This window comes from Mycolicibacterium pulveris, from assembly GCF_010725725.1.
Taxonomy (GTDB): domain Bacteria; phylum Actinomycetota; class Actinomycetes; order Mycobacteriales; family Mycobacteriaceae; genus Mycobacterium; species Mycobacterium pulveris.
Genome location: NZ_AP022599.1, coordinates 3715606 through 3738274 on the forward strand (window position 1 = coordinate 3715606; position 22669 = coordinate 3738274).

The window sequence follows — 22669 nt, forward strand, 5'->3', positions numbered from 1 at the left end:
TTGAGGCAGTATCGACACCGTGACGCTGGTTCTGGTGTATCTGGTGGTGCTGGTCCTCATCGCGATCGTGCTGTTCGCGCTGGGCAGCGTGTTGTTCGGGCGCGGTGAGCCGTTGCCGCCGCTGCCTCGTGGCACGACGGCCACCGTGCTGCCGGCCTCCGGAATCACCGGCGCCGACGTCGACGCGGTCAAGTTCACCCAGACCTTGCGCGGCTACAACACCAGCGAGGTCGACTGGGTGCTCGACCGGCTGGGCCAGGAGCTGGATCTGCTGCGCGGCCAGTTGGCGGCCGTGCGTGCGGCCCACGGGGTCGACGACGGCGAGGACGCCGGGTCCGAGGGCGTGCACGCGGCGCCGTCATCGCAGGACGACGCGTGACCGCCGCCGTGGACGACGACGGCCGGGTCCGCTGCGCCTGGATCGACCGGTCTCGGCTGGCACCCGCCGACTACGTGCTGTACCGCGAGTATCACGACACCGAGTGGGGCCAACCGCTGCGTGACTCGGCGGCGCTGTTCGAACGGATCAGCCTCGAGGCCTTCCAGAGCGGGCTGTCGTGGCTGGTCATCCTGCGCAAACGGGACAACTTCCGGCGCGCCTTCCACCGGTTCGACGCCGAGCGCATCGCCCGCTACACCGACCGTGACGTCGAGCGGTTGATGGCCGACACCGGCATCGTGCGCAACCGCGCGAAGATCGAGGCCACCATCGCCAACGCGCGCGCGGTCGCCGACCTCACCGACTCCGGGGTGGACCTGGCCGAGCTGCTGTGGTCCTTCGCGCCCGCTGACCGGGCCGAGCGAGCCCGCCCCGTCGACATCGCCCACGTCCCGGCGGCGACCCCGGAATCGACCGCGATGGCCAAGGAACTCAAGCGTCGCGGCTTCCGCTTTGTGGGTCCGACGACCGCATACGCCTTGATGCAGGCCACCGGAATGGTCGACGATCACACCGCCGACTGCTGGGTTCCGGCGACCTGTCCAGCGCCTTCGTCACGGCCTTAAGCCGGGTCTTTGCACACCAACCCGCCACGATAGGGAAGAATAGAGGCGTTCAGTAGCAGTTCAGTGCCGGGAGCTGTCAACGGGTGGGCACTCTCGGCCCCGACCGAGAGCCCGCTGGATGCACCGGCGGGCGGCTCATTGTGGAGGGAGCACTCGATGGCGGCGATGAAGCCCCGGACCGGCGACGGTCCTCTGGAAGCGACCAAGGAGGGGCGCGGCATCGTGATGCGAGTACCACTAGAAGGTGGTGGGCGACTCGTCGTCGAACTGACTCCCGAAGAAGCCGCAGCGCTCGGCGACGAGCTCAAGAAGGTCACCAGCTAGTTCTTCGCGGCCTACGCGCACACCTTGCGGTAGATCTCCAGGGTCTGCTCGGCGATATGGGCCCAGGCGAATTCCTGGATGCAGCGCTGCCTGCCCGCCTGGCCGTAGCGGCGCGCCGTGTCGGGGGCGGCCACCAGCTCGTTGACGGCCTGGGCCAGCCGCTCCTCAAACCCGGCCTGGTCCGGGGGGTCGTAGCGCACCAGCAGGCCGGTCTGGCGGTCGGCCACCACCTCGGGGATGCCGCCGACGTCGGAGGCCACCACCGCCGTCGCGCATGCCATCGCTTCGAGGTTGACGATGCCCAGCGGTTCATACACCGACGGGCAAACGAAAACCATGGCGGCCGAGAGTATTTCGCGGATCTTGCCGATCGGCAGCATCTCGCGGACCCAGAACACGCCGCTGCGGGCTGCGGCCAGCGCCTGCACCGCCTCGGTCACCTCGGCGGCGATCTCGGGGGTGTCGGGTGCGCCCGCGCACAGCACCAGTTGCACGTCGGGGGCGAACCGGTGGGCCGCGGCGACCAGATGCGCGACGCCTTTCTGCCGGGTGATGCGGCCGACGAACGCCACGATCGGACGTGAGGTGTCCACGCCCAACTCGGCCAGCACCGACTCACCCGGCTCGGGCGCCGACGGGTACCAGACCTCGGTGTCGATGCCGTTGCGCACCACGTGCACTCGGTTGGGATCCAACGCGGGATAGGTGCGCAGCACGTCGTCACGCATCCCGGAGCTGACCGCGATGACCGCGTCAGCGGCCTCCACCGCCGTCTTCTCCACCCACGACGACACCCGGTAGCCGCCGCCGAGCTGTTCTGCCTTCCACGGCCGCATCGGCTCCAGCGAGTGCGCGGTCAGCACGTGCGGGACGTCGTAGAGCAGCGCCGCGAGGTGCCCGGCCAGCCCGGTGTACCAGGTGTGCGAATGCACGACGGTGGCCTGCGCGGCGGCGTTGGCCATGTTGAGGTCCGCCGACAGCATCGCCAACGCGGGGTTCGCGCCCGCCAGGGCGGGATCGGGTTTCGCGACAACGGCATCCGAGCGGGGCGCGCCCATGCAGTGCACGTCGACCTGGCACAGATGGCGCAGCTGCGCGACGAGCTCGGTGACGTGCACCCCGGCCCCGCCGTAAACCTCGGGTGGGAACTCCCGGGTCATCATCGCCACCCGCATGTCACCGACGATAGTGACGACGGCCGCCCGCCGCAGCCCCCGATGTGGGACCGCAGGCGAAACGATGGTGTGAATGGCTGGCCGTTCACAGAACCGGCCGATAGGTTTGAAACATGAGGGAATTGCCACACGTGCTGGGCATTGTCCTGGCCGGCGGCGAGGGCAAGCGGTTGTATCCGTTGACCGCTGATCGAGCCAAACCGGCGGTTCCCTTCGGCGGCGCATACCGATTGATCGACTTCGTGCTGTCCAATCTGGTCAACGCCCGATACCTGCGGATCTGTGTGCTCACCCAGTACAAGTCGCATTCGCTGGACCGCCACATCTCGCAGAACTGGCGACTGTCCGGCCTGGCGGGCGAGTACATCACCCCGGTGCCCGCCCAGCAGCGGCTCGGGCCGCGCTGGTACACCGGTTCCGCCGACGCCATCTACCAGTCGATGAACCTCATCTACGACGAGGACCCCGACTACATCGTCGTGTTCGGCGCCGACCACGTCTACCGGATGGACCCCGAGCAGATGGTCCGGTTCCACATCGAGAGCGGCGCGGGTGCGACGGTCGCAGGCATCCGGGTCCCTCGGGCCGAGGCCACCGCGTTCGGGGTCATCGACGCCGACGAGTCGGGCCGCATCCGCAGCTTCGTCGAGAAGCCCGCCGACCCGCCGGGCACACCCGACAATCCCGACGAGGCGTTCGTGTCGATGGGCAACTACATCTTCACCACCAAGGTGCTCATCGACGCGATCCGCGCCGACGCCGAGGACGACCACTCCGACCACGACATGGGCGGCGACATCATTCCGCGGCTGGTCGCCGACGGCATGGCCGCCGTGTACGACTTCAACAACAACGAGGTGCCCGGGGCCACCGAACGCGATCACGGCTACTGGCGCGACGTCGGCACGCTCGATGCGTTCTACGACGCGCACCTCGACCTGGTCTCGGTGCACCCGGTGTTCAACCTGTACAACAAGCGCTGGCCGATCCGCGGTGAGATGGAGATGCTGGCACCGGCGAAGTTCGTCAACGGCGGCTCGGCGCAGGAGTCGGTGGTCGGTGCGGGCCGCATCGTTTCGGCGGCCTCCGTGCGCAATTCGGTGCTGTCGTCCAACGTCGTCGTCGACGACGGAGCGATCGTGGAGGGCAGCGTGATCATGCCCGGAGCCCGGATCGGTCGCGGCGCGGTGGTACGCCACGCGATCCTGGACAAGAACGTCGTGGTCGGGCCCGGCGAGATGGTGGGCGTCGACCTCGACAAGGACCGCGAGCGTTTCGCGATCAGCGCGGGCGGTGTGGTCGCGGTCGGCAAGGGCGTCTGGATCTAACCCCCGGGCCCCGCGAAATAGCATTCCGGGTCGCAAATCACCCGGGTTGGCTGCCGTGGCTGCTGTCTCGGCGCTCGCGGCGTCGACGTCGTAGCCGCCACATCGCCCACACCACGGCGGCCACGGCCACCAACGCCAGGACCGGCACCAGGATCGCCAGGAACACCAGGCCGACGCTGGCGGCATCCTCGACGGTGCTCAGCACGGGTGCGGCCACACCGGCGGTCGCGACGTTGGCGGCGGGGCGCACCGTCGACTTGGTGAGCGAAACCCCAAGCGCCACAACGACACCGATCAATACTGGAATCCACTGCCCGGACTGGGCGAACGCGCCGGGATCGGTGACCGCGGAGGTCTGCGCCGCGGTGCCCGACCCGAACACGATGCCGCCCGACGTCGGCCGCACGAACGTCTGGACGGCGTCGTTGACGGTGTCGAGCGCGGGGACCTTGTCGGCGACGATCTCGACGACCAACAGCACCGCGACGATCGCCATGACCCAACCGTTCTCCAGCCACGCCCAGCCGTGCGGCAGCGTGACCAGATCGGTGAAGCGCGACAACAAGCCAAGGGCCAGCAGCGGGATGTAGGCGTTGAGTCCCGCGGCGGTGGCCAACCCCAAGCCGGTCAGCACTTCCACATCGGCATTATGCGCGCCGGTCAGCCCAACACGGCCAGTTCGAACCGATGAAGGCGCGGGCTCACCAGACGTACGGCACCAACCGGTAGCGCACCTTGCTCGTGTACTGGTTGTAGCCGGGCAGCTGCTGCTTGAGCATCTTCTCCTCGTCGTCGATCCGGGCCGCGAGGATCAGCAGGGCCGGCACGATCGACAGCAGCCCCCAGTACGAGTCGAGGGCGAGCGGTGTGCCGATCATCATGATCAGCGTCCCGAGGTACATGGGATGGCGCACAAGGCCGTACAGCCCGGTCGACACGAGCCTCTGGTCATCCTCGACGGTGATGGTGGCCCCGGCGTAGTTGTTCTGGATGACCACGATCTGGGCGACGGTGAGCCCCGTCCACACGAGCACGTTGCCGACGACGACCACCGGCGTCGCAACCGTCGACCATTCGAATCGATGGTCGAACGCGCTGATCACCAGCACGGCGGCCACCGAAAGTATCGTGGCGGCGATGATGACTTTCTGCACCATCCTGGTTTCGGCGAACGGGCCCGCGCGCATGCGCCGCCGCAGCGCGTCCGGCATCTTCACCATCAGGTAGATGCTCGGTCCCAGCGTTCCGATGATGAACACCGCGATGAAAACCCAAGCCTGCCAGTAGTCAAACGTGCCAGCGGGCCAGAACAACGCCAAGCCGAAGAACACGAACCCGACGACCATGGATGCCAGTGTCTGAAGAGCGATCTTCATGACGTGCTCCGTTTCGGGGTCAGATCGCGTCGCGGCGGCGATAGGCCAGGCCGCCGAGCACTGTGAGAGCCGCGGCGGCGACGACCATCACCGTCATCGCCGTCACAGGCGTGTCCATCGGCACCGTCGTCTGGCCGACCGGTGACAGATCGAGTAGCCACTGCGGAAGCCGCAGCAACGCACCGAAATACAGCGACACGATGACGAACGCGACCACCAGCCAGGCGATCCACGTCTGCCGCAGCGCGAACGCGATGGCGGCGATGCCCGCGATCGCGGCCATCGCCGGAAGATGCGCCAGCGCGGCGACCGTCAGCCGAACGATTGTCTCGGGTTCGCCGAGCGCGATGCCAGCGCCCAGACCGTTGCCCAGGCCCGCGCTGAACAACAGCACGAACGCACCGACCAGCGCCGCCGCGACCGTCGAAAGCAGCCAGTGCCACCGCGACACGGACCCGGCCAGCACCGCCTCGGTGATACCTGACTGCTCGTCGGCGTTGAGTCGCAACACGGCGATCGCGACGAACGCGGTGACCGCGGCGGCCAGGAACTGGGTCATCGAGGTGTAGATGCCGTCGTAGCCCTGCGCGGAGAGCATGCGGGCGACCAACTCGTTCTCCTCGGCCATGTCCAACAGCGACTGGGTCAGCGACCCGAACGACAGGCCGGCGAGAAAGAGCCCGACCGACCAGCCGATGACCTGGCCACGCTGCTGCAGCAGGCTCAGCCCGAACACCCCACGGACCCGCGGGGCGTCGGGATTCTCCCCGCCGGAGGGCAGCCTGCCTGCGTCGTACTCGCGGGACCGCTGCAGCGCGGCGGCCGCCACCAACAGGGCACCGGCCAGCGCGACGAGCATCGCCAGCGGCCACCACCGCAGCTCGACGAACGCCCGCATCTGCTGCGCCCAGGCGATCGGGGAGCACCAGCTCAGCGCGCTGCCTGAATGATCGATCACATCCCCGACCCCGCGGACCATCGCCGCGGCGGCCAGCACCGCCATCGCCGCCCCGCTCGCGATCCGTGCCGTGCGCCACAACTGGGCCGTCACTGCCGCGACTCCGCCGAACACCATTGCGACGCCGGAGATCCCGAGGCTGACCGCTGCGGAATCGATCGGGTCCAGACCGGTGGCGGCCGTTGCGAGGGTCATCGTCAGCGCTAGCACCGCGTTGAGCCCGGCGACGAGCAGAAACGCCGCGCCGGTCCGGGCGTACCGGCCGACCGGCGCGGCCAGCACCAATTCGGCGGCGCCGCTTTCCTCTTCGGCGCGGGTATGGCGCACCACGGTGAGGATGGCAAGGATCGAGGCGGCGATGATGACGCTGAGCATCACCTCGTTGGCGAACATCGCGCCGATGTCGGTTTCGTTGTGGCCGAACATCGGACCGCTGAACATGATCCCCGCCGGGGTCTTGATCAGGTGGGCCCGCGCGATGCGGTCGGCCTCTTCCGGGTATGCCAATTCGAATGCGGCGGGCGTGTACCACATGGTCAGCGTCAACGCCGCAATCCACACCGGCAGCCGGATCCGGTCACGGCGAAGCGCGAGGGCGGTGAGGCGTCGGATGCCGGTCAGCGACGACTCCGATTGGCGCGCATGGCGGGCACTGACCGCGGTTGCGGTGGCCGTCATCGTTGGGCCCCTTGGTATTCCCGTAGGAACATGTCTTCGAGGGATGCCGGTGAGACCGAGAGTTCGTCGATGCCCAGCGCGGTCAACTGGCCCATCGCGCGGTCCAGGTCGTCACGGTCGACCGAGAAGGTGCTCAGGCCGTCGTCGACGGTGAAGTCGTGGACGAACCCCGCCGAGCGCAGCCCGTCGGCGGGCGAGCGGGTGCGAACCTTCACCGTCGTGCGCATCAGGTGTCGCAACTCGGCGAGGCGGCCAGAGCGCACGGCGCGTCCGGCGCGGATGATCGTCACCGAATCACACAACCGCTCCACCTCGGCGAGGATGTGGCTGGACAGCAGCACCGATGCGCCATTGTCGGCTGCCTCCCGAACGCATTGCTGAAACGCCCTGTCCATCAACGGGTCCAGCCCGGAGGTGGGCTCGTCGAGAATGTAGAGCTCGGCGTTGGTGCTGAACGCGGCGACCAGCGCGACCTTCTGCCGGTTGCCTTTCGAATAGGTGCGGGCCTTCTTGTCGGGGTCCAGTTCGAAGCGTTCGATCAGCTCGTCGCGCCGTTTGGTGTCGAAATCGTCGCGAAGGCTGGCCAGGAAGTCGATCGCCTGCCCGCCGGTCAGATTGGGCCACAACGTCACATCGCCGGGCACGTAGGCGATCCGCCGGTGTAGTGCCACCGCGTCGTGCCACGGGTCCCCGCCGAGCAGCCGCACCGTGCCGCCGTCGGCGCGCAGCAAGCCGAGCAGGACGCGGATGGTGGTCGACTTGCCGGAGCCGTTCGGGCCCAGAAATCCCGCGATGCTGCCGGGCTCGACGACCATGTCCAGGCCGTCGAGCGCCCTGGTGTTGCCGAAACGCTTCTTCAGTCCGTGAATTTCGACGGCTGGGTCGTCAGCTCGTGGCGACGTCGTAGTCATGTGGCTCTCCCTGGGTTTGGTCCTGGCTGAGAAACGCGTCGTACATGGTGGAGTCGACCATGAGGCCCTCGGTGAACACCTCGAGGGCGGGCAACATCATCTCCTCGCTGTAGTCACGCAGCACGGCGCGCAAATCGGTTGGGGTGTCGTGCAATTGCAGATACATCAGGAAACTGCCTGCGCCGCTGAGCGCCACGTACTTGGCCCTCGCCGCGGGGTCGCGGCTGGGTTTGAGGACGCCGTTGCGCACGCCCTCGTCCATGTACTCCTCGGCGTCGACGATCATCTTGCGCCACAGCATCTTTGCCAGCTCACTGCCGGACTGCATGCTGCGCACGAGGTAGGCCATCAGCGGGGCGTAGGACTCGAGCTCGGCCATCTGCGCGAACCACGTCGCCGGATCGTTGGCCCGCATCGACTCCAGCTTGCCGCTGCGCACCTCCTCGGCGATGTACTCGTCGCAGGCCTTGCGCAGACCCTCTTTGGAGCCGAAGTGGTGGATCACCAACGCGGCGGAGACGCCTGCCGCCTCGGCTATCGCCCGCAGGGCGACATCGAACCCGTGCCGACCCCACTGGTCGATCGCGGCATCGCGGATCCGCGCGATGGCCGTGCGATCGTCCGAGGCTGAACGCATGTTCAATATATTAAACGTGCGTTTAGTCGATGGTCAAGCCTCCACGGTGAGCAGACGCGTACACCCCCCGAATCCACAGAAAAAGGGGGTATTCGCGTCTGCTCGCGGGAAAAGAGTCAGTCGCGGGCCGCGGCGAGCAGGCCGTCGCCGAGCGGGATCAGCACCGGCGTGAGCCGCTCGTCCTCGGCGATCAGCCGCGCGGCCTCGCGCACCGCGGTCACCTCGGCGTCGTTGGCGCGGGCGTCGCCGGCGCGGCCGCCCAGCGCGGCGCGGTGCACCACGATCGCGCCGCCGGAGCGCAGCAGCCGTATGCCCTCGACGACGAACTGTGGCTGATCGATCGGGTCGGCGTCGATGAACACCAGGTCGTAGGACTCGTCGGCCAGTCGGGTGAGGACTTCCTGCGCCCGGCCGCTGATCAGCCGGGTGCGGCCCGGCCCGATGCCCGCCTCGGTGAACGCCTGCTTGGCGATGCGCTGATGCTCGGGTTCGACGTCGATGGTGGTGAGCACACCGTCCTCGCGCATGCCCGACAGCAGCCACAGCCCACTGATGCCCGCGCCGGTGCCCACTTCGACCACGGCTTTGGCGCCCGTCAGCTTCGCGAGCACGCACAGCAGCGCCCCGACCGCCGGGGTCACCGCGCCGGCTCCGATGTCCTCGGCGCGTTCGCGGGCCGCCGCGACGATCGCGTCCTCGGAGATCGACTGCTCGGCGTGCGCGACGATCGACTCAGCGCGGCTTTGCTGACCGCTGCTGTCGTCGGTGCTTGCCATGCCCGCAGCGTAGAGCCAACCCGCGCGGCCCGACAGTCCGACACGCCCGGCCCGACAGCCCGACACGCCCGGACCGCCAGGGCAGTCTTGCGTCGGAGCAGCGCGGTTTCCGCAGGTGAAAAACGGGTAGAAAGCATTCTCAGGAAACGTTCAGTTTGCTCATATGCGAACCACACCAGGGTCGGAGACCGTATTGCCCATGGACGACGGCACCCGCTGGCTTTCCGGGAATAACCACCCCGACTTTCGCGTTTTCGCGGACATCGAGCCGTCGATTCGTGATGACGGCTGTGACCAGGAGGATTTGACGATCAATTCACGTGCTCTCAGCGCTCCGGTTTCCATGGCCCACCTTCCGCAGTACACGGACGGGTCGTGGGTCGAGCCTGCCGACGAGCTGACTGGAACCGCGGTGTTCGACGCCACCGGTGACAAGTCGACGATGCCGTCGTGGGACGAGCTGGTGCGTCAGCACGCCGATCGGGTGTACCGCCTGGCCTACCGGCTCTCGGGCAACCAGCACGACGCCGAGGACCTCACGCAGGAGACCTTCATCCGCGTCTTCCGGTCCGTGCAGAACTACCAGCCCGGCACGTTCGAGGGCTGGCTGCACCGCATCACCACGAACCTGTTCCTCGACATGGTGCGCAGGCGCGGCCGCATCCGGATGGAAGCGCTGCCGGAGGACTACGAGCGCGTGCCCGCCGACAGCCCCAACCCCGAGCAGATCTACCACGACTCACGGTTGGGTCCTGACCTTCAGGCCGCCTTGGACTCGCTGCCCCCGGAGTTCCGCGCCGCGGTCGTCCTGTGCGACATCGAGGGTCTGTCCTACGAGGAGATCGGCGCCACGCTCGACGTCAAGCTGGGCACCGTGCGCAGCCGCATCCACCGCGGCCGCCAGGCGCTGCGCGATTATCTGGCCAAGCACAGCAACGAGACGGCAACAACAGCCTGACTCGCAGGTGCTCGGCGCACGCGCCGCGCTACATTCGAGGTAAGCACCGACACGCGAACGGAAGGAGCTCGGTGATGGTCGACCGGGGACACGTGTTCCGTCGGGCGTTTTCGTGGCTGCCTTCTCAGTTCGCCTCGCAGAGCGACGCGCCGGTCGGCCCGCGACAGTTCAGCTCCACCGAGCACCTGTCCACCGAGGCCATCGCGGCGTTCGTCGACGGGGAGTTGCGGATGAACGCGCACCTGCGCGCGGCCAGCCACATGTCGCTGTGCCCGCAGTGCGCGGCGGAGGTGGACGCCCAGCGGCAGGCGCGTGCGGCGTTGCGGGAGTCGCGGCCCGTCGATATGCCGACCGAGTTACTGGGCCTGTTGTCAGAGATCCCGCGGCATGCTCCGCGCCAGCCCTCCCCGGAGGCTGACTCGACGCAGTTTGCTGAGGGCGTCACGCGATCCTGGCGTAAGCGCCGGTAGGGTAGTGCGGACAGAAGCAGCAGCCTGCGTCGGCGATCGCGGGCGCTTCCACAGAGGATGATTGACGCGTGACCAATCTGGACCAGTCCGGCCGTGAGCGCCTCGAACCGCGTCCGATTTCGCGTCCGCCGGTGGATCCGGCGGCGCGCCGCGTGTTCGGTCGCCCCGACGGGGTCAGCGGATCGTTCGTCGGGCTGGACCGGTTTCGGGCTGACGGCGAGTTCACCCCGGAGGACCACACCCCCGACCCCGTGTTGGCCGAGGCGTTCGCCAGGCCTCACCCCACTGTCGAATCGCTGCAGCGTCATCCCGCCGACCGCGGCGCGCTGGAGGCCGAACGCGACGGGCAGGGCCCCGACCCGGCCGCCGATCCGTGGCGCGATCCGTCGGCCCCGGTCGCCCTGGGCACCCCGGCACTGCGCGAGGCTCCGCACCCGCCCGCCAACGTCAGCATGGGCAAGCTCGGCGTGCGAGACGTGCTGTTCGGCGGCAGGGTGTCCTACGTCGCGCTCGCGGTGCTCGGCATCGCCGCGATCGTCATCGGGTTCGCCGGGGGTTGGGTGGGCCGGACGACGGCGGAGGTGGCCGAGGCCTTCACCACGTCGAAAGTGACGTTGGACGTCAGCGACACCGGCCGGCCGCCCGAGGGTCGGTTCGCCGAAGTCGCTGCGGCGGTGGCTGATTCGGTGGTCACGATCGAAGCCAAGAGCGACCAGGAGGGCTCGCAGGGCTCCGGCGTCGTCGTTGACCCCCGCGGCTACATCGTGACCAACAATCACGTCATCTCCGAGGCCGCCAACAACCCGAGCAAGTACAAGATGACCGTGGTGTTCAACGACGGCAAGGAAGTGCCCGCCAACCTCGTCGGGCGCGATCCCAAGACCGACCTGGCTGTGTTGAAGGTCGACAACGTCGACAACCTCACCGTGGCCAAGATGGGCGACTCCGACAAACTCAAGGTCGGTGACGAGGTGATCGCCGCCGGCGCCCCGCTGGGCCTGCGCAGCACGGTGACCGCGGGCATCATCAGCGCGCTGAACCGGCCGGTGCCGCTGTCGGGCGACGGTTCGGACACCGACACCGTCATCGACGGGCTGCAGACCGACGCGCCGATCAACCACGGCAACTCCGGTGGGCCGCTGATCGACATGGACGGCAACGTCATCGGTATCAACACCGCGGGTAAGTCGCTGTCGGAGAGCGCCAGCGGCCTCGGCTTCGCGATCCCGGTCAACGAGGTGAAATCCGTTGTGGAGACGTTGATCCGCGACGGCAAGATCGCCCATCCGACGCTGGGCCTGACGGCCCGCTCGGTGAGCAACGAGTTGGCGTCCGGAGCGCAGGTGGCCAACGTCAAGGCCGGCAGCCCCGCGGAGAGAGCCGGCATCCTGGAGAACGACGTCGTGGTCAAGGTGGGGGACCGAAAGGTCGCCGACGCCGACGAGTTCGTCGTCGCGGTCCGCCAACTCAAGGTCGACCAGCCGGCCCCGATCGAGGTGCTGCGCGACGGCCGGCCCGTCACGCTGACGATCACGCCGATCCCCGACAACACCGTCTGACATGTTCGCCAACGTCGGCTGGGGCGAGATGCTCATCCTGGTCATCGCCGGGTTGGTGATTCTCGGACCCGAACGGCTGCCCGGGGCGATCCGCTGGACGGCCGGCGCGCTGCGGCAGGCCCGCGACTACATCAGCGGCGCCACCAACCAGCTGCGCGAAGACCTCGGCCCGGAGTTCGACGATCTGCGAGAGCCGTTGGGGGAGCTGAACAAACTGCGCGGAATGTCCCCGCGCGCCGCCCTCACCAAACACCTGCTCGACGGCGACGATTCGATCTTCACGGGTCGATTCGACCAGCCCTCGGTCGACAAGCCCGTCAGTTCACCGGCGCCCACCCCGCAGGCGCCTCCGGCCGCCCCGCCGCCACCGCCCGCGGTGACGCCGTTCGACACCGACGCCACCTGAGCGCGCACCCGATGCTCAGATGAAGTACTTTTCGTCCCCGGTCGGATATCCCCCGCCGTTGGTGGCGATGTGGACGTGGTCGAAGTGGTTGGCGGTCTCGTTGCCGTAGTCGGCGGTCCAGCTCGGCGCGCCGACACCGGGATAGAACCCCTGCCGCCAGATGACGTGAATGACGCCCCACCGCTTGGCGTTCGCCAACGCGAAGCCGGCGACCTGGTTGCCGAGTTCGATGCCCTTCTCGCTGCCGTGGTTGGGAATCATCACGTCGATGGCCAGGCCGTTGGGATGCCACCTCAGGGGGTCCTGGCGGTAGCCGCCGATGGTGGTCACTTCCGGAAACAGCACGGACAGCGCACGGGCCACTCGAATGGTGTTGACCTGCAAGCCTTCCTCGGGCGCGACGCCGGACGGCAACTCGAAGGGGACCGCCGCAGCGGCCACCGGCGCGCTGGCGGCCATCAGCTCGGCCTCGGTGGGGGTGTAGACCGGCGGGGCATCGGGCGGTTTGGCCACCGGGCCCGCCGGCGCGGGGTCCGCGGGCGTGTGGGCGGGACGCTCGGCGGTCTGGGCATAAATCAGGCCCGCGGACAAGACAACCGAGGCGGCCAGCGCCAACCATCGGCCGCGGCCGTTGGCTAACCGGTCTTTACCCACAAACAGCACTGTAACGCCGCGAAATGCGCCCTGTGGCGATGTTCAGCATCGGGCACTCGACCGTTATTGGCGGCCCGAGGGATCCAGACCGAGCGACATGCCTGCCAATCCGCGCTTGCGGCTCGCCAGCGCATCGGCGATGCGGCGCAACTCCTTGCCGGCCGCCGAATCCGGCGCCGAGAGCACCAGCGGCACCCCCGAGTCGCCGGCCGTCACGAGCGCAGGATCCAGTGGCACCTGGCCGAGCAGCGGCACGTCGGCGCCGACGGCCCGGGACAGCCGCTCGGCGACCTGCGCGCCGCCGCCCTCACCGAAGATCTGCATCGTGGTGCCGTCGGGCAGTTGCAGCCCGGCCATGTTCTCCACCACGCCGACGATGCGCTGCCGGGTCTGCAGGGCGATCGCCCCGGCGCGTTCGGCGACCTCGGCGGCTGCCAGCTGCGGGGTGGTGACCACGAGGATCTCCGCACCCGGGATCAGCTGGGCCACCGAGATGGCCACGTCGCCGGTGCCCGGTGGCAGGTCGAGCAGCAGCACGTCCAGATCGCCCCAGTAGACGTCGGCCAGGAACTGCTGCAGCGCACGGTGCAGCATCGGTCCGCGCCACACCACCGGGGTGTTGCCCTTGGTGAACATCGCGATCGAGATCACCCGGACGTCGTGGGCGACCGGCGGCAGGATCATCGATTCGACCTGGGTCGGGCGGTCGGTGGTGCCCATCATCCGCGGAACGGAGTGGCCGTAGATGTCGGCGTCGAGCACGCCGACCGAGAGTCCCCGCGCGGCCATGGCGGCCGCGATGTTCACCGTGACACTCGACTTGCCGACCCCGCCCTTCCCGGAGGCGACTGCGTAGACCCGGGTCAGCGAGCCCGGCTGCGCGAACGGGATGACCGGCTCGCGCGCGTCGCCGCGCAGTTGCTTACGCAGCTCGGTGCGTTGCTCGTCGCTCATCACGTCGAGGCTGACCTTGACCGCCCCGGTGCCGGGCACATCGGTGACCGCGCGGCTGACCTCATTGGAGATCTCGGTCTTCTTCGGACACGCGGCGGTGGTCAGATACACCTCCACGTGTACACCGCCGTCGGCTTCGACGGTGACGTTCTTCACCATGCCGAGCTCGGTGATCGGCCGCCGGAGTTCGGGGTCGATCACCTTGCTCAGCGCGGCGCGGACCGCGGTTTCCAGGTCAGATCCGGACACGCCTCCGAGTCTAGGCCGACGTGAAAAGCGTGATTAAGCGGCCGGTCCCGGCAGCGGTCCGGGAGCAGCAGGCGCGCCGACCGGTCCTGGCGCCGGACCGGGAGCCGGCCCGGGCAGCGGGCCGGGGGCGGGCGGCACCGGCCCCATCGGGGCGGGCGGCGCCCACGGTGCCGGCGGTGCCGGCGGGCCCAGCAGAGGCGGTCCCGGCGGCAGCATCGGCTGCGCCTGGGGCGGACCGGCGAGCGCGGGCTGCAACGGAGGTGGCGGAACGTTGTCCTCGATGCAGAACACCGCGCACTCGGGCTGCGGCTGGGGCTGCTGCAGCCACGGCGGCGTCCACGGCGGAGGCACCGGCGCCTCCGGCTTCGGCGGCAGCTGCGGCACCGGCCCGGGCAGCGGTCCGAGCCGTTGGCCTGGGGCGAAGCCGGGCACGCTGGAGATCTGGTTGGCGACGCTGTCGCGCTGCAGCAGCGACATGAGCGCCATCGGGTCGCCCTCGGGCAGCGCCAGCGCGTTGATCGGCAGCCCGGGGCCCAGCCCTTCGTACTTCTCCAGGTGCGGGTCGCCGACCCCGAGCGAGGGTACCGAGCCGGTGATCGGGGGCAGGTCCATCGGGACGACGCCGGTGGCGTAGGCGGCCGCCCAGCCCAGCACGTTGCGCGCGTAGGCCACCGAGTTGTTGTAGCGCAGGATCGCGGCCATCACGTCGGCCTGGTCGCGCAGGTTCATCCCGCCGCTGCACAGGTAACGGGCCGCGGCCAGGGTCGAGTCGAACAGGTTCTGCACCTCGGCCTTGCCGTCGCCGTCGCCGTCGGAGGCGTACCGCGCCCAGGTGCCCGGCAGGAACTGCATCGGTCCCATCGCGCGGGCATAGGTGACGCGGTCGGCGGTGCGGCTCTGCACGATGATCTCGTTTCCAGGCAGGCTGCCGTCCAGCGTGGGGCCGTAGATCGGGCGGACCGCGGTGCCGGCCGCGTCGGTGGCGCCGCCGTTGGCGTGCATCGACTCGATGCGCCCGATGCCCGCCAGCAGGTTCCAGCTGACACCGCAATCCGGTTGGGCCGCGGCCATGATCCGCTCGGCGTTACGGTACGCCGACAACGCCATTCCCGGAATGCCCAGTGCCCCAGGTGAATTCACCACAGCAGCGGGTGGGGGCGAGGACATCGAGGTGGAGGCGATGTGGAAGGGCGACGGCGATTTGGTGACGGCGACGACGGACGCTCCCGCGCGGTTCCCCGGTGAGGGTTCGACGGCGGCCAGCGGCGTCACCGCCGCGTCGCGCACCTGGGTCCGCGTGGACTGCGCGGACGCGCCGACACTGCCCGCCAGCACGACGGGGGTGATGATGGCCACCGCCATGCCGGCCCGCACCCGGGTCGGGGACAACACGTCATGCACACGCGGGCTCGGCTCTTTCAGCACGCGCCCCGCCTGGCGCCGCACGGCCTTGAGGGCGGCGACTCCCCGTATGTGCACTCAACCGTCCTGTCTGCGATCGCTTGTGAACCAGGTCACCATACCTAGTCGATAACGGAAGTGTTACAGCAATGGCGTTAGCCGATGCAAGCGTTATCTTCGGGCGCGCCGCTCACCCGTCTCGGTCCGGCCGGTGTCGTCGTCGTCGGCAACGGTCCCCGGTTGCTGTAATCGCGACAGCGCGTCGCGCAGCTCGTCGAGCTCGCGGCGCAGATAATCGCGGGTCGCGACCTCCCCGACCGCCAACCGCAGAGCCGCCAGCTCACGAGCCAGGTATTCGGTGTCGGCCTTGGTCTGAGCGGCTCGGCGACGGTCCTCGTCGAGCGACACACGGTCGCGGTTCTCCTGCCGGTTCTGTGCCAGCAGGATCAACGGCGCCGCGTAGGCCGCCTGCGTCGAGAACGCGAGGTTGAGCAGGATGAACGGATACGGGTCCCAGCGCAGCCCGACAGCAAACAGATTCAGGGTGATCCAGACCACCACGAGGATCGTCTGCCAGGCCAGATATCGGCCGGTGCCCAGGAACCGGGCGATCGCCTCACTGACCCGGCCGACGGCCTCCGGGTCGTAGTTGAGCCCGAACCGCCGCCGCGACGTCAGCGGCGTGTCCAGCCGGCCCCGCGGTGACGGCTCGGTCATGTCACCCCCTCGGCGCCGGACAGCTCCGGTTCTTCGGTCTCGCGCCAGTCCTCGGGCAGCAGGTGATCGAGCAGGTCGTCCACCGACACCGCGCCCAGCAGATGGTTCTCGCCGTCCACCACCGCCCCGCACACCAGGTTGTAGGCCGCGAAATACCGCGTCACCGCCGACAGGGAGTCCTCGGGCGCCAGGTTGGGCAGGTCGGTGTCGACGATTCCGCTGACCAGGTCGGCCGGCGGCTCGCGCAGCAGCCGCTGCAGGTGCACACAGCCGAGGTAGTGCCCGGTCGGGGTGGCCGTGGGCGGACGCACCACGAACACCAGCGAAGCCAGCGCGGGGGTCAGGTCCGGGTCGCGGACCCGGGCCAGCGCCTCGGCCACCGTGGTGTCGGGCGCCAGCACGACCGGTTCGGAGGTCATCAACCCGCCCGCGGTGTTGGGCGAGTGCGACAGCAACCGGCGCACATCCTCGGAGTCCTCCGGGTCCATCCGGCGCAGAAAGTGTTCGGCCTCCGACGGGTTCATCGCGCCCAGCAGGTCGGCGGCGTCGTCGGGGTCCATCGCCTCCAGCACGCGGGCCGACCGCTCGGCGGGCAGCCGCTTGACCACGTCGGTCTGGTCGTCCTCGGGCAGTTCCTGAAGCACGTCGGCCAGCCGCTCGTCGTCGAGGGCGTTGATGACCTCGTAACGCCGCTTGGCGGGCAGTTCGCGGATCGCCTCGGCGACCTCGACCGCGCGCTGTCCCTCGAATTGTTCGAGCAGCTGCGCGACGCCCTGGTCGGGCATCGCCAACCCCGAGGGGGTCAGTCCGTGCACGCGCCGCCAGTCGACGACATGGACGTTGCTGCGGCGGCCCAGCCGGCGGTGCTGGCGCACGGCTACCTTGGTGACCACCCAGTCCCGGGTGCGGGTCTGCTCGATGCCCAGATCCACGACGATCACGTCGATTCCGGCCAGGTGTTCCAGCTCGGGATCATCGACGCGGACCCGGGTTTCGATGATCTGGCCCAACACCAGCACCTCACCGGGGCGCTGGGCGAAGCGGCGCAGCGAGACGCTGCCGGTCGCCAGCGTCACCGCGCCCGGCTCGATCGACGTCACGCGCAGAATCGGAACGAAAATCCTTCGCCGGGTGAGTAATTCGACGACAAGGCCAAGCACCCGCGGTTGTTGGCGCACGATGCTGATGCTGACCACCACATCACGGACGCGGCCGATGGACTCACCGTCGGGGCCCAGTACCACCATCCCCGCGAGTCGGGCCGCATAGACCCTGTTCACCGCCGCCATGAGTCAAAGGGTAGAGAGTGTGGTTGTGGAAAACCGGTATCGACCCCGCAGAACGGTGCTGTCCGTCCCCGGCAGCAGCGCGAAGATGATCCAGAAGGCGAAGTCACTTCCCGCCGACGAGGTGTTCCTCGACCTGGAGGACGCCGTCGCACCCGATGCCAAGGCCGAGGCCCGCACCGCCGTCGCCGCGGCGTTGGCCGAGCCCGGCTGGTCCGGCCAGCTGCGCGGGGTGCGGGTCAACGACTGGACCACGCCGTGGACCCACGCCGACCTCATCGAGGTGGTGTCGGCCGTCGGGTCGGCGCCCGACGCGTCACTCGACATCGTCGTGCTGCCCAAGGTGACCGACGTCTCGCACATCCAGGCCATGGATCTGTTGCTGACCCAGCTGGAGACGACACACGGTCTGCCGTTGGGCGGCATCGGGATCGAGGCCCAGATCGAAAATGCACAGGGCCTGACCAACATTGACGCGATCGCCGCCGCCCCGCGGGTGCAGGCGCTGGTGCTGGGACCGGCCGACATGGCGGCCAGCCTGAACATGCGCACCCTCGAGGTCGGTGAACAACCCGAGGGCTACGACGTCGGCGATGCACATCACTACGTGCTGATGAGGATCCTGATCGCCGCGCGCACCCACGGCATCCTGGCCATCGACGGACCGTTCCTGAAGATCCGTGACGTCGACGGGTTCCGCCGAGTGGCGGGTCGTTCGGCGGCGCTGGGTTACGACGGCAAGTGGGTGCTGCATCCCGACCAGATCGCCGCGGGCAACGAGATTTTCAGCCCCCGTCAGGCGGACTACGACCACGCCGAGCTGATCCTGGAGGCCTACGAGTGGCACACCTCGCGCGCGGGCGGCGCCAGGGGAGCGGCGATGCTCGGCGACGAGATGATCGACGAGGCCAGCCGGAAGATGGCGTTGGTGATCGCGGGCAAGGGTCGCGCGGCGGGCATGGTCCGCAAGGAGCCGCCGTTTCAGCCGCCGTCCTGACCGGAGCAGGTCAAGCGCTCAGAAACGCGATGCCCGTGACCACGCTGATGAGGAAGGTCACCGCGCCGATGGCGATGCCGGCGATGGCCAACCCGCGCCCGCCCTCGCCGGAGGTCTTGATCTGGTTGAGCGCGATGATGCCCAGCACGATGCCGATGATCGACCCGATGCCGCACAGGAACGGAACCACCCCGATGACCGAGGCCACCAGCGAGCCGATCGCCAGCGAGTTGACCTTCTGACCCGGGGTGCCGTACGCGCCGCCGTATCCGGGCGGCGGATAGCCCGCGGGCCCGTACCCGGGCGGGGGCGGGCCGTACCCCGGCGGCGGGGCACCGTAGCCCGGCGGCGGGGCACCGTAGCCCGGCGGCGGAGGTGGATAGGGCGGGGCGCCTAACCCCGACGCGTCCGGATACGGCGGCGGAGGCGGGTAGCCGCCCGGCGGTGGATAACCAGACGGGCCGGGGGGATAGGTCGGGGCCTGGTACGGCTCACCCGGCGGGCCGAACGCCGGCGGCGGCCAGTAGCCGGGTTGGTCGGTCTGGCCTTGCGTTTCCGACGACGATTCGGTCGACTGGTCCTGTGCCTGCTCGACCGGCGTCGGCTCGGAAGGCGTCGATTCTCCTGAGTCCTCGCCGGGATTTGTCATGCTGTTCAACCTAGCGCAAGTGTTCGGCACGACTGCGGCCGCTCATGCGTTGATCTGGGTGGGAGAATCACCTGATCAGGCGGTTGATTAAGGAGATCGAGGACCGATGACCAGCCCGTTTCAACCTGGACCGAACCCTAGCGCGGCGCCGGGAACGCCGAATGTGAGACGCGGTGCTCCTCCGTCCCTGCCGACGCCGCCGAAGGGGTGGCCGATCGGGTCGTATCCCACGTACGCGGAGGCCCAACGAGCCGTCGACTACCTGTCGGATCAACAGTTCCCGGTGCAGCAGGTGACGATCGTGGGTGTCGACCTGATGCAGGTGGAACGCGTCACCGGCAGGCTGACATGGCCGAAGGTGCTCGGCGGCGGTGTCCTGACCGGCGCGTGGCTGGGGTTGTTCATCGGCTTGATTCTGGGCTTTTTCAGCCCGAACCCGTGGAGTGCACTGGCCACCGGTCTGATCGCGGGCGTGTTCTTCGGGCTGATCACCTCGGCGATCCCGTATGCGATGGCGCGCGGCACAAGAGATTTCAGCTCGACGATGCAGCTGGTCGCGGGACGCTATGACGTGCTGTGTGATCCGCAAAGTGCCGAACGCGGCCGGGATCTGCTGGCGCGCTTGACCATCTAGCCTCCCCCTCAAGCGCGAGCGTGCGTGTCTGCGGGCGACACGCCGTCTGATTCCGCGAGTTTGCGCACGTTCGCGATTGCGTAACGGTGTGCGACGCGCGCACCCATGGTGTTGCAAATCACGCGTAACTCGCCATACGGTTTGCGCGCGGGAGATTCCCGCCGGAGCCGCCCAGCGGCGACGTTGAAGAGTGGCGCCGCTCGGGCGGCGACATCGACGCGGACTGGAGGCGGGTGGTGCACGCACGGCGGCTAGGTGCTGCGGTAGTGGCCGCGTTGACGACGGCGTCCACCGTGGCGGCGTGTGGTTCGGACAGCGACGGAATCGTCATCAACTACTACACCCCGGCTAACGAGGCGCAGACGTTCACGGCGGTGGCCAACCGGTGCAACAAACAGTTCGACGGCCGGTTCACCGTGCGGCAGGTCAGCTTGCCCAAGGGCGCCGACGACCAGCGGCTGCAACTGGCCCGGCGGCTGACCGGTAACGACAAGTCACTCGACGTGATGGCGCTTGACGTGGTGTGGACGGCCGAGTTCGCCGAGGCCGGTTGGGCGCTACCGCTTTCCGATGATCCGTCAGGGCTGGCCGAGGCCGACGCCGCCTCCAACACGTTGCCCGGGCCCTTGGAGACGGCCAGGTGGCAGGGCCGGCTCTATGCGGCACCGATCACTACGAACACCCAATTGCTTTGGTACCGAGCGGATTTGATGGATGAGCCGCCGACCACCTGGGACGCCATGGTGGCCGAGGCGACACGGCTGCACGCCGCGGGCAAGCCGAGCTGGATCGCCGTGCAGGGCAAGCAGTACGAGGGTTTGGTGGTGTGGTTCAACACGTTGCTGGAAAGCGCTGGCGGTCAGGTGCTTTCCGAGGACGGCGAGACCGTCACGTTGACCGACACTCCCGAGCATCGCGCCGCCACCGTCAAGGCGCTGCAGATCATGAAAGACGTAGCTACCGCGCCCGGTGCCGATCCGTCGATCACCCAGACCGATGAGACCACCGCACGGTTGGCGTTGGAGCAGGGCAAAGCCGCGCTGGAGGTGAACTGGCCCTACGTGCTGCCGTCGCTGTTGGAGAACGCCGTCAAGGGCGGCGTGACCTTCCTGCCGCTCAACGAGCGGCCCGAACTTCAGGGCAGCATCAGCGACGTCGGGACCTTCTCGCCGACCGACGAACAGTTCGAGGCCGCCTATCAAGCCAGCAAGGACGTGTTCGGCTTCGCGCACTATCCCGGTGTCTTTCCCGGCCAGCCGGCCAAGGTGACGCTCGGCGGGCTGAACCTTGCGGTCGCCAAGACGACCCAGCACCGCAAGGAGGCATTCGAGGCGATCCGCTGCCTGCGCAACATCGAAAACCAGCGCTACACCTCGGTGGAGGGCGGGCTGCCCGCGGTGCGCGCCTCGCTCTACGACGATCCGACGTTCCAGGCCAAGTACCCGCAGTACGAGATCATTCGCGACCAGCTCACCAACGCCGCGGTTAGGCCGGCCACGCCGGTCTATCAGGCGGTGTCGACGCGGATCTCGGTCACGCTGGCGCCGATCACCGCGATCGACCCCGAGCGCACGGCCGATGAGCTGACCGAGCAGGTGCAGAAGGCCATCGACGGCAAGGGGCTGATTCCATGACCGCGACGGCCCCGGCGGCTTCGACGGCTTCGACGTCGAAGGCCCCCGCCGGCACCGACGACCGCAAATCGGAGCGGCGGCTGGCGTTCTGGTTGATCTCGCCCGCGGTGTTGCTGATGCTGGCGGTCACTGCCTACCCGATCGGCTACTCGGTGTGGTTGAGCCTGTTGCGCTACAACCTCGCCACCCCCGACGACACCGCGTTCGTGGGGCTGGAGAACTACGTCACCGTGCTGACCGACCGCTATTGGTGGACGGCGTTCGCGGTCACGCTGGCGATCACGGTGGTGTCGGTGGCGATCGAGTTCGTCCTCGGCATGGCGCTGGCACTGGTGATGCACCGGACGATCTTCGGTAAGGGCGTGGTGCGCACCGCGATCCTGGTGCCCTACGGCATCGTCACCGTTGCCGCGTCGTACAGCTGGTACTACGCGTGGACGCCGGGCACCGGCTATCTGGCCAACCTGCTACCGGAGGGCAGTGCGCCGCTGACACAACAGATTCCGTCACTGGCCATCGTGGTGCTGGCCGAGGTGTGGAAGACGACGCCGTTCATGGCGCTGCTACTGCTGGCGGGTCTGGCGCTGGTGCCCCAGGACCTACTGAACGCCGCGCAGGTGGACGGTGCCGGCGCCTGGAAGCGTCTGGTCAAGGTGATCATCCCGCTGATCAAAACCCGCGATCCTGGTGGCGCTGCTGTTCCGCACCCTGGACGCGTTTCGCATCTTCGACAACATCTACATTCTGACCGGCGGCGCCAACGACACCGGTTCCGTCTCGATCCTGGGTTACGACAACCTGTTCAAGGCGTTCAATCTCGGCCTGGGGTCGGCGATCTCGGTGCTGATCTTCCTGTCGGTGGCGATCATCGCGTTCATCTACATCAAGATCTTCGGTGCGTCCGCGCCCGGATCCGACGAGGAGCGACGCTGA

The 22669-nt window shown here is 68.5% G+C and carries 24 protein-coding genes and 1 pseudogene; 12 read left to right on the forward strand and 13 right to left on the reverse strand.

The features are described 5' to 3' along the window. The first annotated feature begins 19 nt into the window (after window positions 1–19). From G6N28_RS18015 to G6N28_RS18025, 3 genes are all read left to right on the forward strand, one after another. A complete protein-coding gene (locus tag G6N28_RS18015) occupies window positions 20–379 on the forward strand; it encodes a DivIVA domain-containing protein (RefSeq protein ID WP_163902609.1) in 360 nt (119 codons plus the stop codon). Further along, window positions 376–1005, forward strand: a complete 630-nt coding sequence (locus tag G6N28_RS18020; protein WP_407664973.1) for a DNA-3-methyladenine glycosylase I — start codon at window positions 376–378, stop codon at window positions 1003–1005. Before G6N28_RS18015 ends, G6N28_RS18020 begins: the two co-directional genes overlap by 4 nt. Window positions 1006–1161: 156 nt before the next feature. Further along, complete coding sequence (locus G6N28_RS18025; RefSeq protein WP_064891434.1) at window positions 1162–1329, forward strand: DUF3117 domain-containing protein; 168 nt, start codon at window positions 1162–1164, stop codon at window positions 1327–1329. Window positions 1330–1340: 11 nt separating this feature from the next. Here the strand turns inward: G6N28_RS18025 and glgA are convergent, their stop codons facing one another. Next, entirely contained in the window at window positions 1341–2504 is a 1164-nt protein-coding gene (glgA, locus tag G6N28_RS18030; protein ID WP_170307906.1) for a glycogen synthase, read from the reverse strand. 113 nt (window positions 2505–2617) lie between these two features. Between glgA and glgC the strand changes: the two genes are divergently transcribed. Beyond that, window positions 2618–3832 (forward strand): glucose-1-phosphate adenylyltransferase, encoded by a 1215-nt coding sequence (gene glgC / locus G6N28_RS18035; RefSeq protein WP_163902611.1) that lies wholly within the window; start codon window positions 2618–2620, stop codon window positions 3830–3832. A 37-nt stretch (window positions 3833–3869) separates the two neighbouring features. On the opposite strand, the gene G6N28_RS18040 is transcribed toward glgC, so the two are convergent. The 6 genes from G6N28_RS18040 to G6N28_RS18065 form a co-directional block, all read right to left on the reverse strand. Next, the gene (locus G6N28_RS18040; protein ID WP_163902613.1) at window positions 3870–4472 is read right to left on the reverse strand and encodes a DUF4126 domain-containing protein; all 603 of its coding nucleotides are present in this window, start codon (window positions 4470–4472) and stop codon (window positions 3870–3872) included. A gap of 61 nt (window positions 4473–4533) precedes the next feature. Further along, window positions 4534–5208, reverse strand: coding sequence for a methyltransferase family protein (locus G6N28_RS18045; protein ID WP_163902615.1), 675 nt, complete (start codon window positions 5206–5208; stop codon window positions 4534–4536). A 19-nt stretch (window positions 5209–5227) separates the two neighbouring features. Beyond that, the gene (locus tag G6N28_RS18050; RefSeq protein WP_163902617.1) at window positions 5228–6844 is read right to left on the reverse strand and encodes an ABC transporter permease; all 1617 of its coding nucleotides are present in this window, start codon (window positions 6842–6844) and stop codon (window positions 5228–5230) included. Beyond that, window positions 6841–7755 carry an ABC transporter ATP-binding protein gene (locus tag G6N28_RS18055; protein ID WP_163902619.1) on the reverse strand — a complete coding sequence of 305 codons (915 nt, stop codon included), beginning with the start codon at window positions 7753–7755 and terminating at the stop codon, window positions 6841–6843. The genes G6N28_RS18050 and G6N28_RS18055 overlap by 4 nt, the downstream gene beginning before the upstream one ends. Then, window positions 7730–8392 (reverse strand): TetR/AcrR family transcriptional regulator, encoded by a 663-nt coding sequence (locus G6N28_RS18060; RefSeq protein WP_163902621.1) that lies wholly within the window; start codon window positions 8390–8392, stop codon window positions 7730–7732. Before G6N28_RS18060 ends, G6N28_RS18055 begins: the two co-directional genes overlap by 26 nt. Window positions 8393–8508: 116 nt before the next feature. Then, window positions 8509–9168 (reverse strand): O-methyltransferase, encoded by a 660-nt coding sequence (locus G6N28_RS18065; RefSeq protein WP_163902623.1) that lies wholly within the window; start codon window positions 9166–9168, stop codon window positions 8509–8511. Between the two features lie 199 nt (window positions 9169–9367). On the opposite strand from G6N28_RS18065, the gene sigE reads away from it, so the two are divergent. From sigE to tatB, 4 genes are all read left to right on the forward strand, one after another. After that, entirely contained in the window at window positions 9368–10126 is a 759-nt protein-coding gene (gene sigE / locus G6N28_RS18070) for an RNA polymerase sigma factor SigE (RefSeq protein WP_163902625.1), read from the forward strand. A 74-nt stretch (window positions 10127–10200) separates the two neighbouring features. Next, window positions 10201–10596: an anti-sigma E factor RseA gene (gene rseA, locus G6N28_RS18075; RefSeq protein ID WP_163902627.1), complete on the forward strand. Its 396-nt coding sequence runs from the start codon at window positions 10201–10203 to the stop codon at window positions 10594–10596. A 68-nt stretch (window positions 10597–10664) separates the two neighbouring features. Beyond that, window positions 10665–12155, forward strand: a complete 1491-nt coding sequence (htrA, locus tag G6N28_RS18080; protein ID WP_163902629.1) for a serine protease HtrA — start codon at window positions 10665–10667, stop codon at window positions 12153–12155. Window position 12156: 1 nt separating this feature from the next. Next, window positions 12157–12561 carry a Sec-independent protein translocase protein TatB gene (gene tatB / locus G6N28_RS18085; RefSeq protein ID WP_163902631.1) on the forward strand — a complete coding sequence of 135 codons (405 nt, stop codon included), beginning with the start codon at window positions 12157–12159 and terminating at the stop codon, window positions 12559–12561. Between the two features lie 15 nt (window positions 12562–12576). On the opposite strand, the gene G6N28_RS18090 is transcribed toward tatB, so the two are convergent. The 5 genes from G6N28_RS18090 to G6N28_RS18110 all read right to left on the reverse strand — a co-directional run bounded on the left by G6N28_RS18090 (window position 12577) and on the right by G6N28_RS18110 (window position 17825). Further along, on the reverse strand, window positions 12577–13224 hold the full coding sequence (locus G6N28_RS18090; RefSeq protein WP_163902633.1) for a VldE C-terminal domain-containing protein: 648 nt from the start codon (window positions 13222–13224) through the stop codon (window positions 12577–12579). 54 nt (window positions 13225–13278) lie between these two features. Then, the gene (locus G6N28_RS18095) at window positions 13279–14418 is read right to left on the reverse strand and encodes an Mrp/NBP35 family ATP-binding protein (RefSeq protein ID WP_163902636.1); all 1140 of its coding nucleotides are present in this window, start codon (window positions 14416–14418) and stop codon (window positions 13279–13281) included. Between the two features lie 33 nt (window positions 14419–14451). Then, the gene (locus G6N28_RS18100; protein ID WP_163902638.1) at window positions 14452–15897 is read right to left on the reverse strand and encodes a lytic transglycosylase domain-containing protein; all 1446 of its coding nucleotides are present in this window, start codon (window positions 15895–15897) and stop codon (window positions 14452–14454) included. A gap of 93 nt (window positions 15898–15990) precedes the next feature. Further along, window positions 15991–16536 (reverse strand): DUF1003 domain-containing protein, encoded by a 546-nt coding sequence (locus G6N28_RS18105; RefSeq protein WP_163902641.1) that lies wholly within the window; start codon window positions 16534–16536, stop codon window positions 15991–15993. Further along, a complete protein-coding gene (locus tag G6N28_RS18110; RefSeq protein ID WP_163902643.1) occupies window positions 16533–17825 on the reverse strand; it encodes a magnesium transporter MgtE N-terminal domain-containing protein in 1293 nt (430 codons plus the stop codon). The genes G6N28_RS18105 and G6N28_RS18110 overlap by 4 nt, the downstream gene beginning before the upstream one ends. A gap of 25 nt (window positions 17826–17850) precedes the next feature. On the opposite strand from G6N28_RS18110, the gene G6N28_RS18115 reads away from it, so the two are divergent. Then, window positions 17851–18819 carry an HpcH/HpaI aldolase/citrate lyase family protein gene (locus G6N28_RS18115; protein ID WP_179962212.1) on the forward strand — a complete coding sequence of 323 codons (969 nt, stop codon included), beginning with the start codon at window positions 17851–17853 and terminating at the stop codon, window positions 18817–18819. Window positions 18820–18829: 10 nt separating this feature from the next. On the opposite strand, the gene G6N28_RS18120 is transcribed toward G6N28_RS18115, so the two are convergent. Further along, on the reverse strand, window positions 18830–19477 hold the full coding sequence (locus G6N28_RS18120; protein ID WP_235674619.1) for a DUF4190 domain-containing protein: 648 nt from the start codon (window positions 19475–19477) through the stop codon (window positions 18830–18832). Window positions 19478–19574: 97 nt separating this feature from the next. Here G6N28_RS18120 and G6N28_RS18125 point away from each other — a divergent pair, with 97 nt between their 5' ends. From G6N28_RS18125 to G6N28_RS18135, 3 genes and pseudogenes are all read left to right on the forward strand, one after another. Beyond that, window positions 19575–20102, forward strand: coding sequence for a general stress protein (locus tag G6N28_RS18125; protein WP_163902649.1), 528 nt, complete (start codon window positions 19575–19577; stop codon window positions 20100–20102). A gap of 236 nt (window positions 20103–20338) precedes the next feature. Continuing rightward, the gene (locus G6N28_RS18130; RefSeq protein WP_163902651.1) at window positions 20339–21736 is read left to right on the forward strand and encodes an ABC transporter substrate-binding protein; all 1398 of its coding nucleotides are present in this window, start codon (window positions 20339–20341) and stop codon (window positions 21734–21736) included. After that, window positions 21733–22669 (forward strand): annotated as a pseudogene (locus G6N28_RS18135) (carbohydrate ABC transporter permease). The gene G6N28_RS18130 and the pseudogene G6N28_RS18135 overlap by 4 nt, the downstream one beginning before the upstream one ends.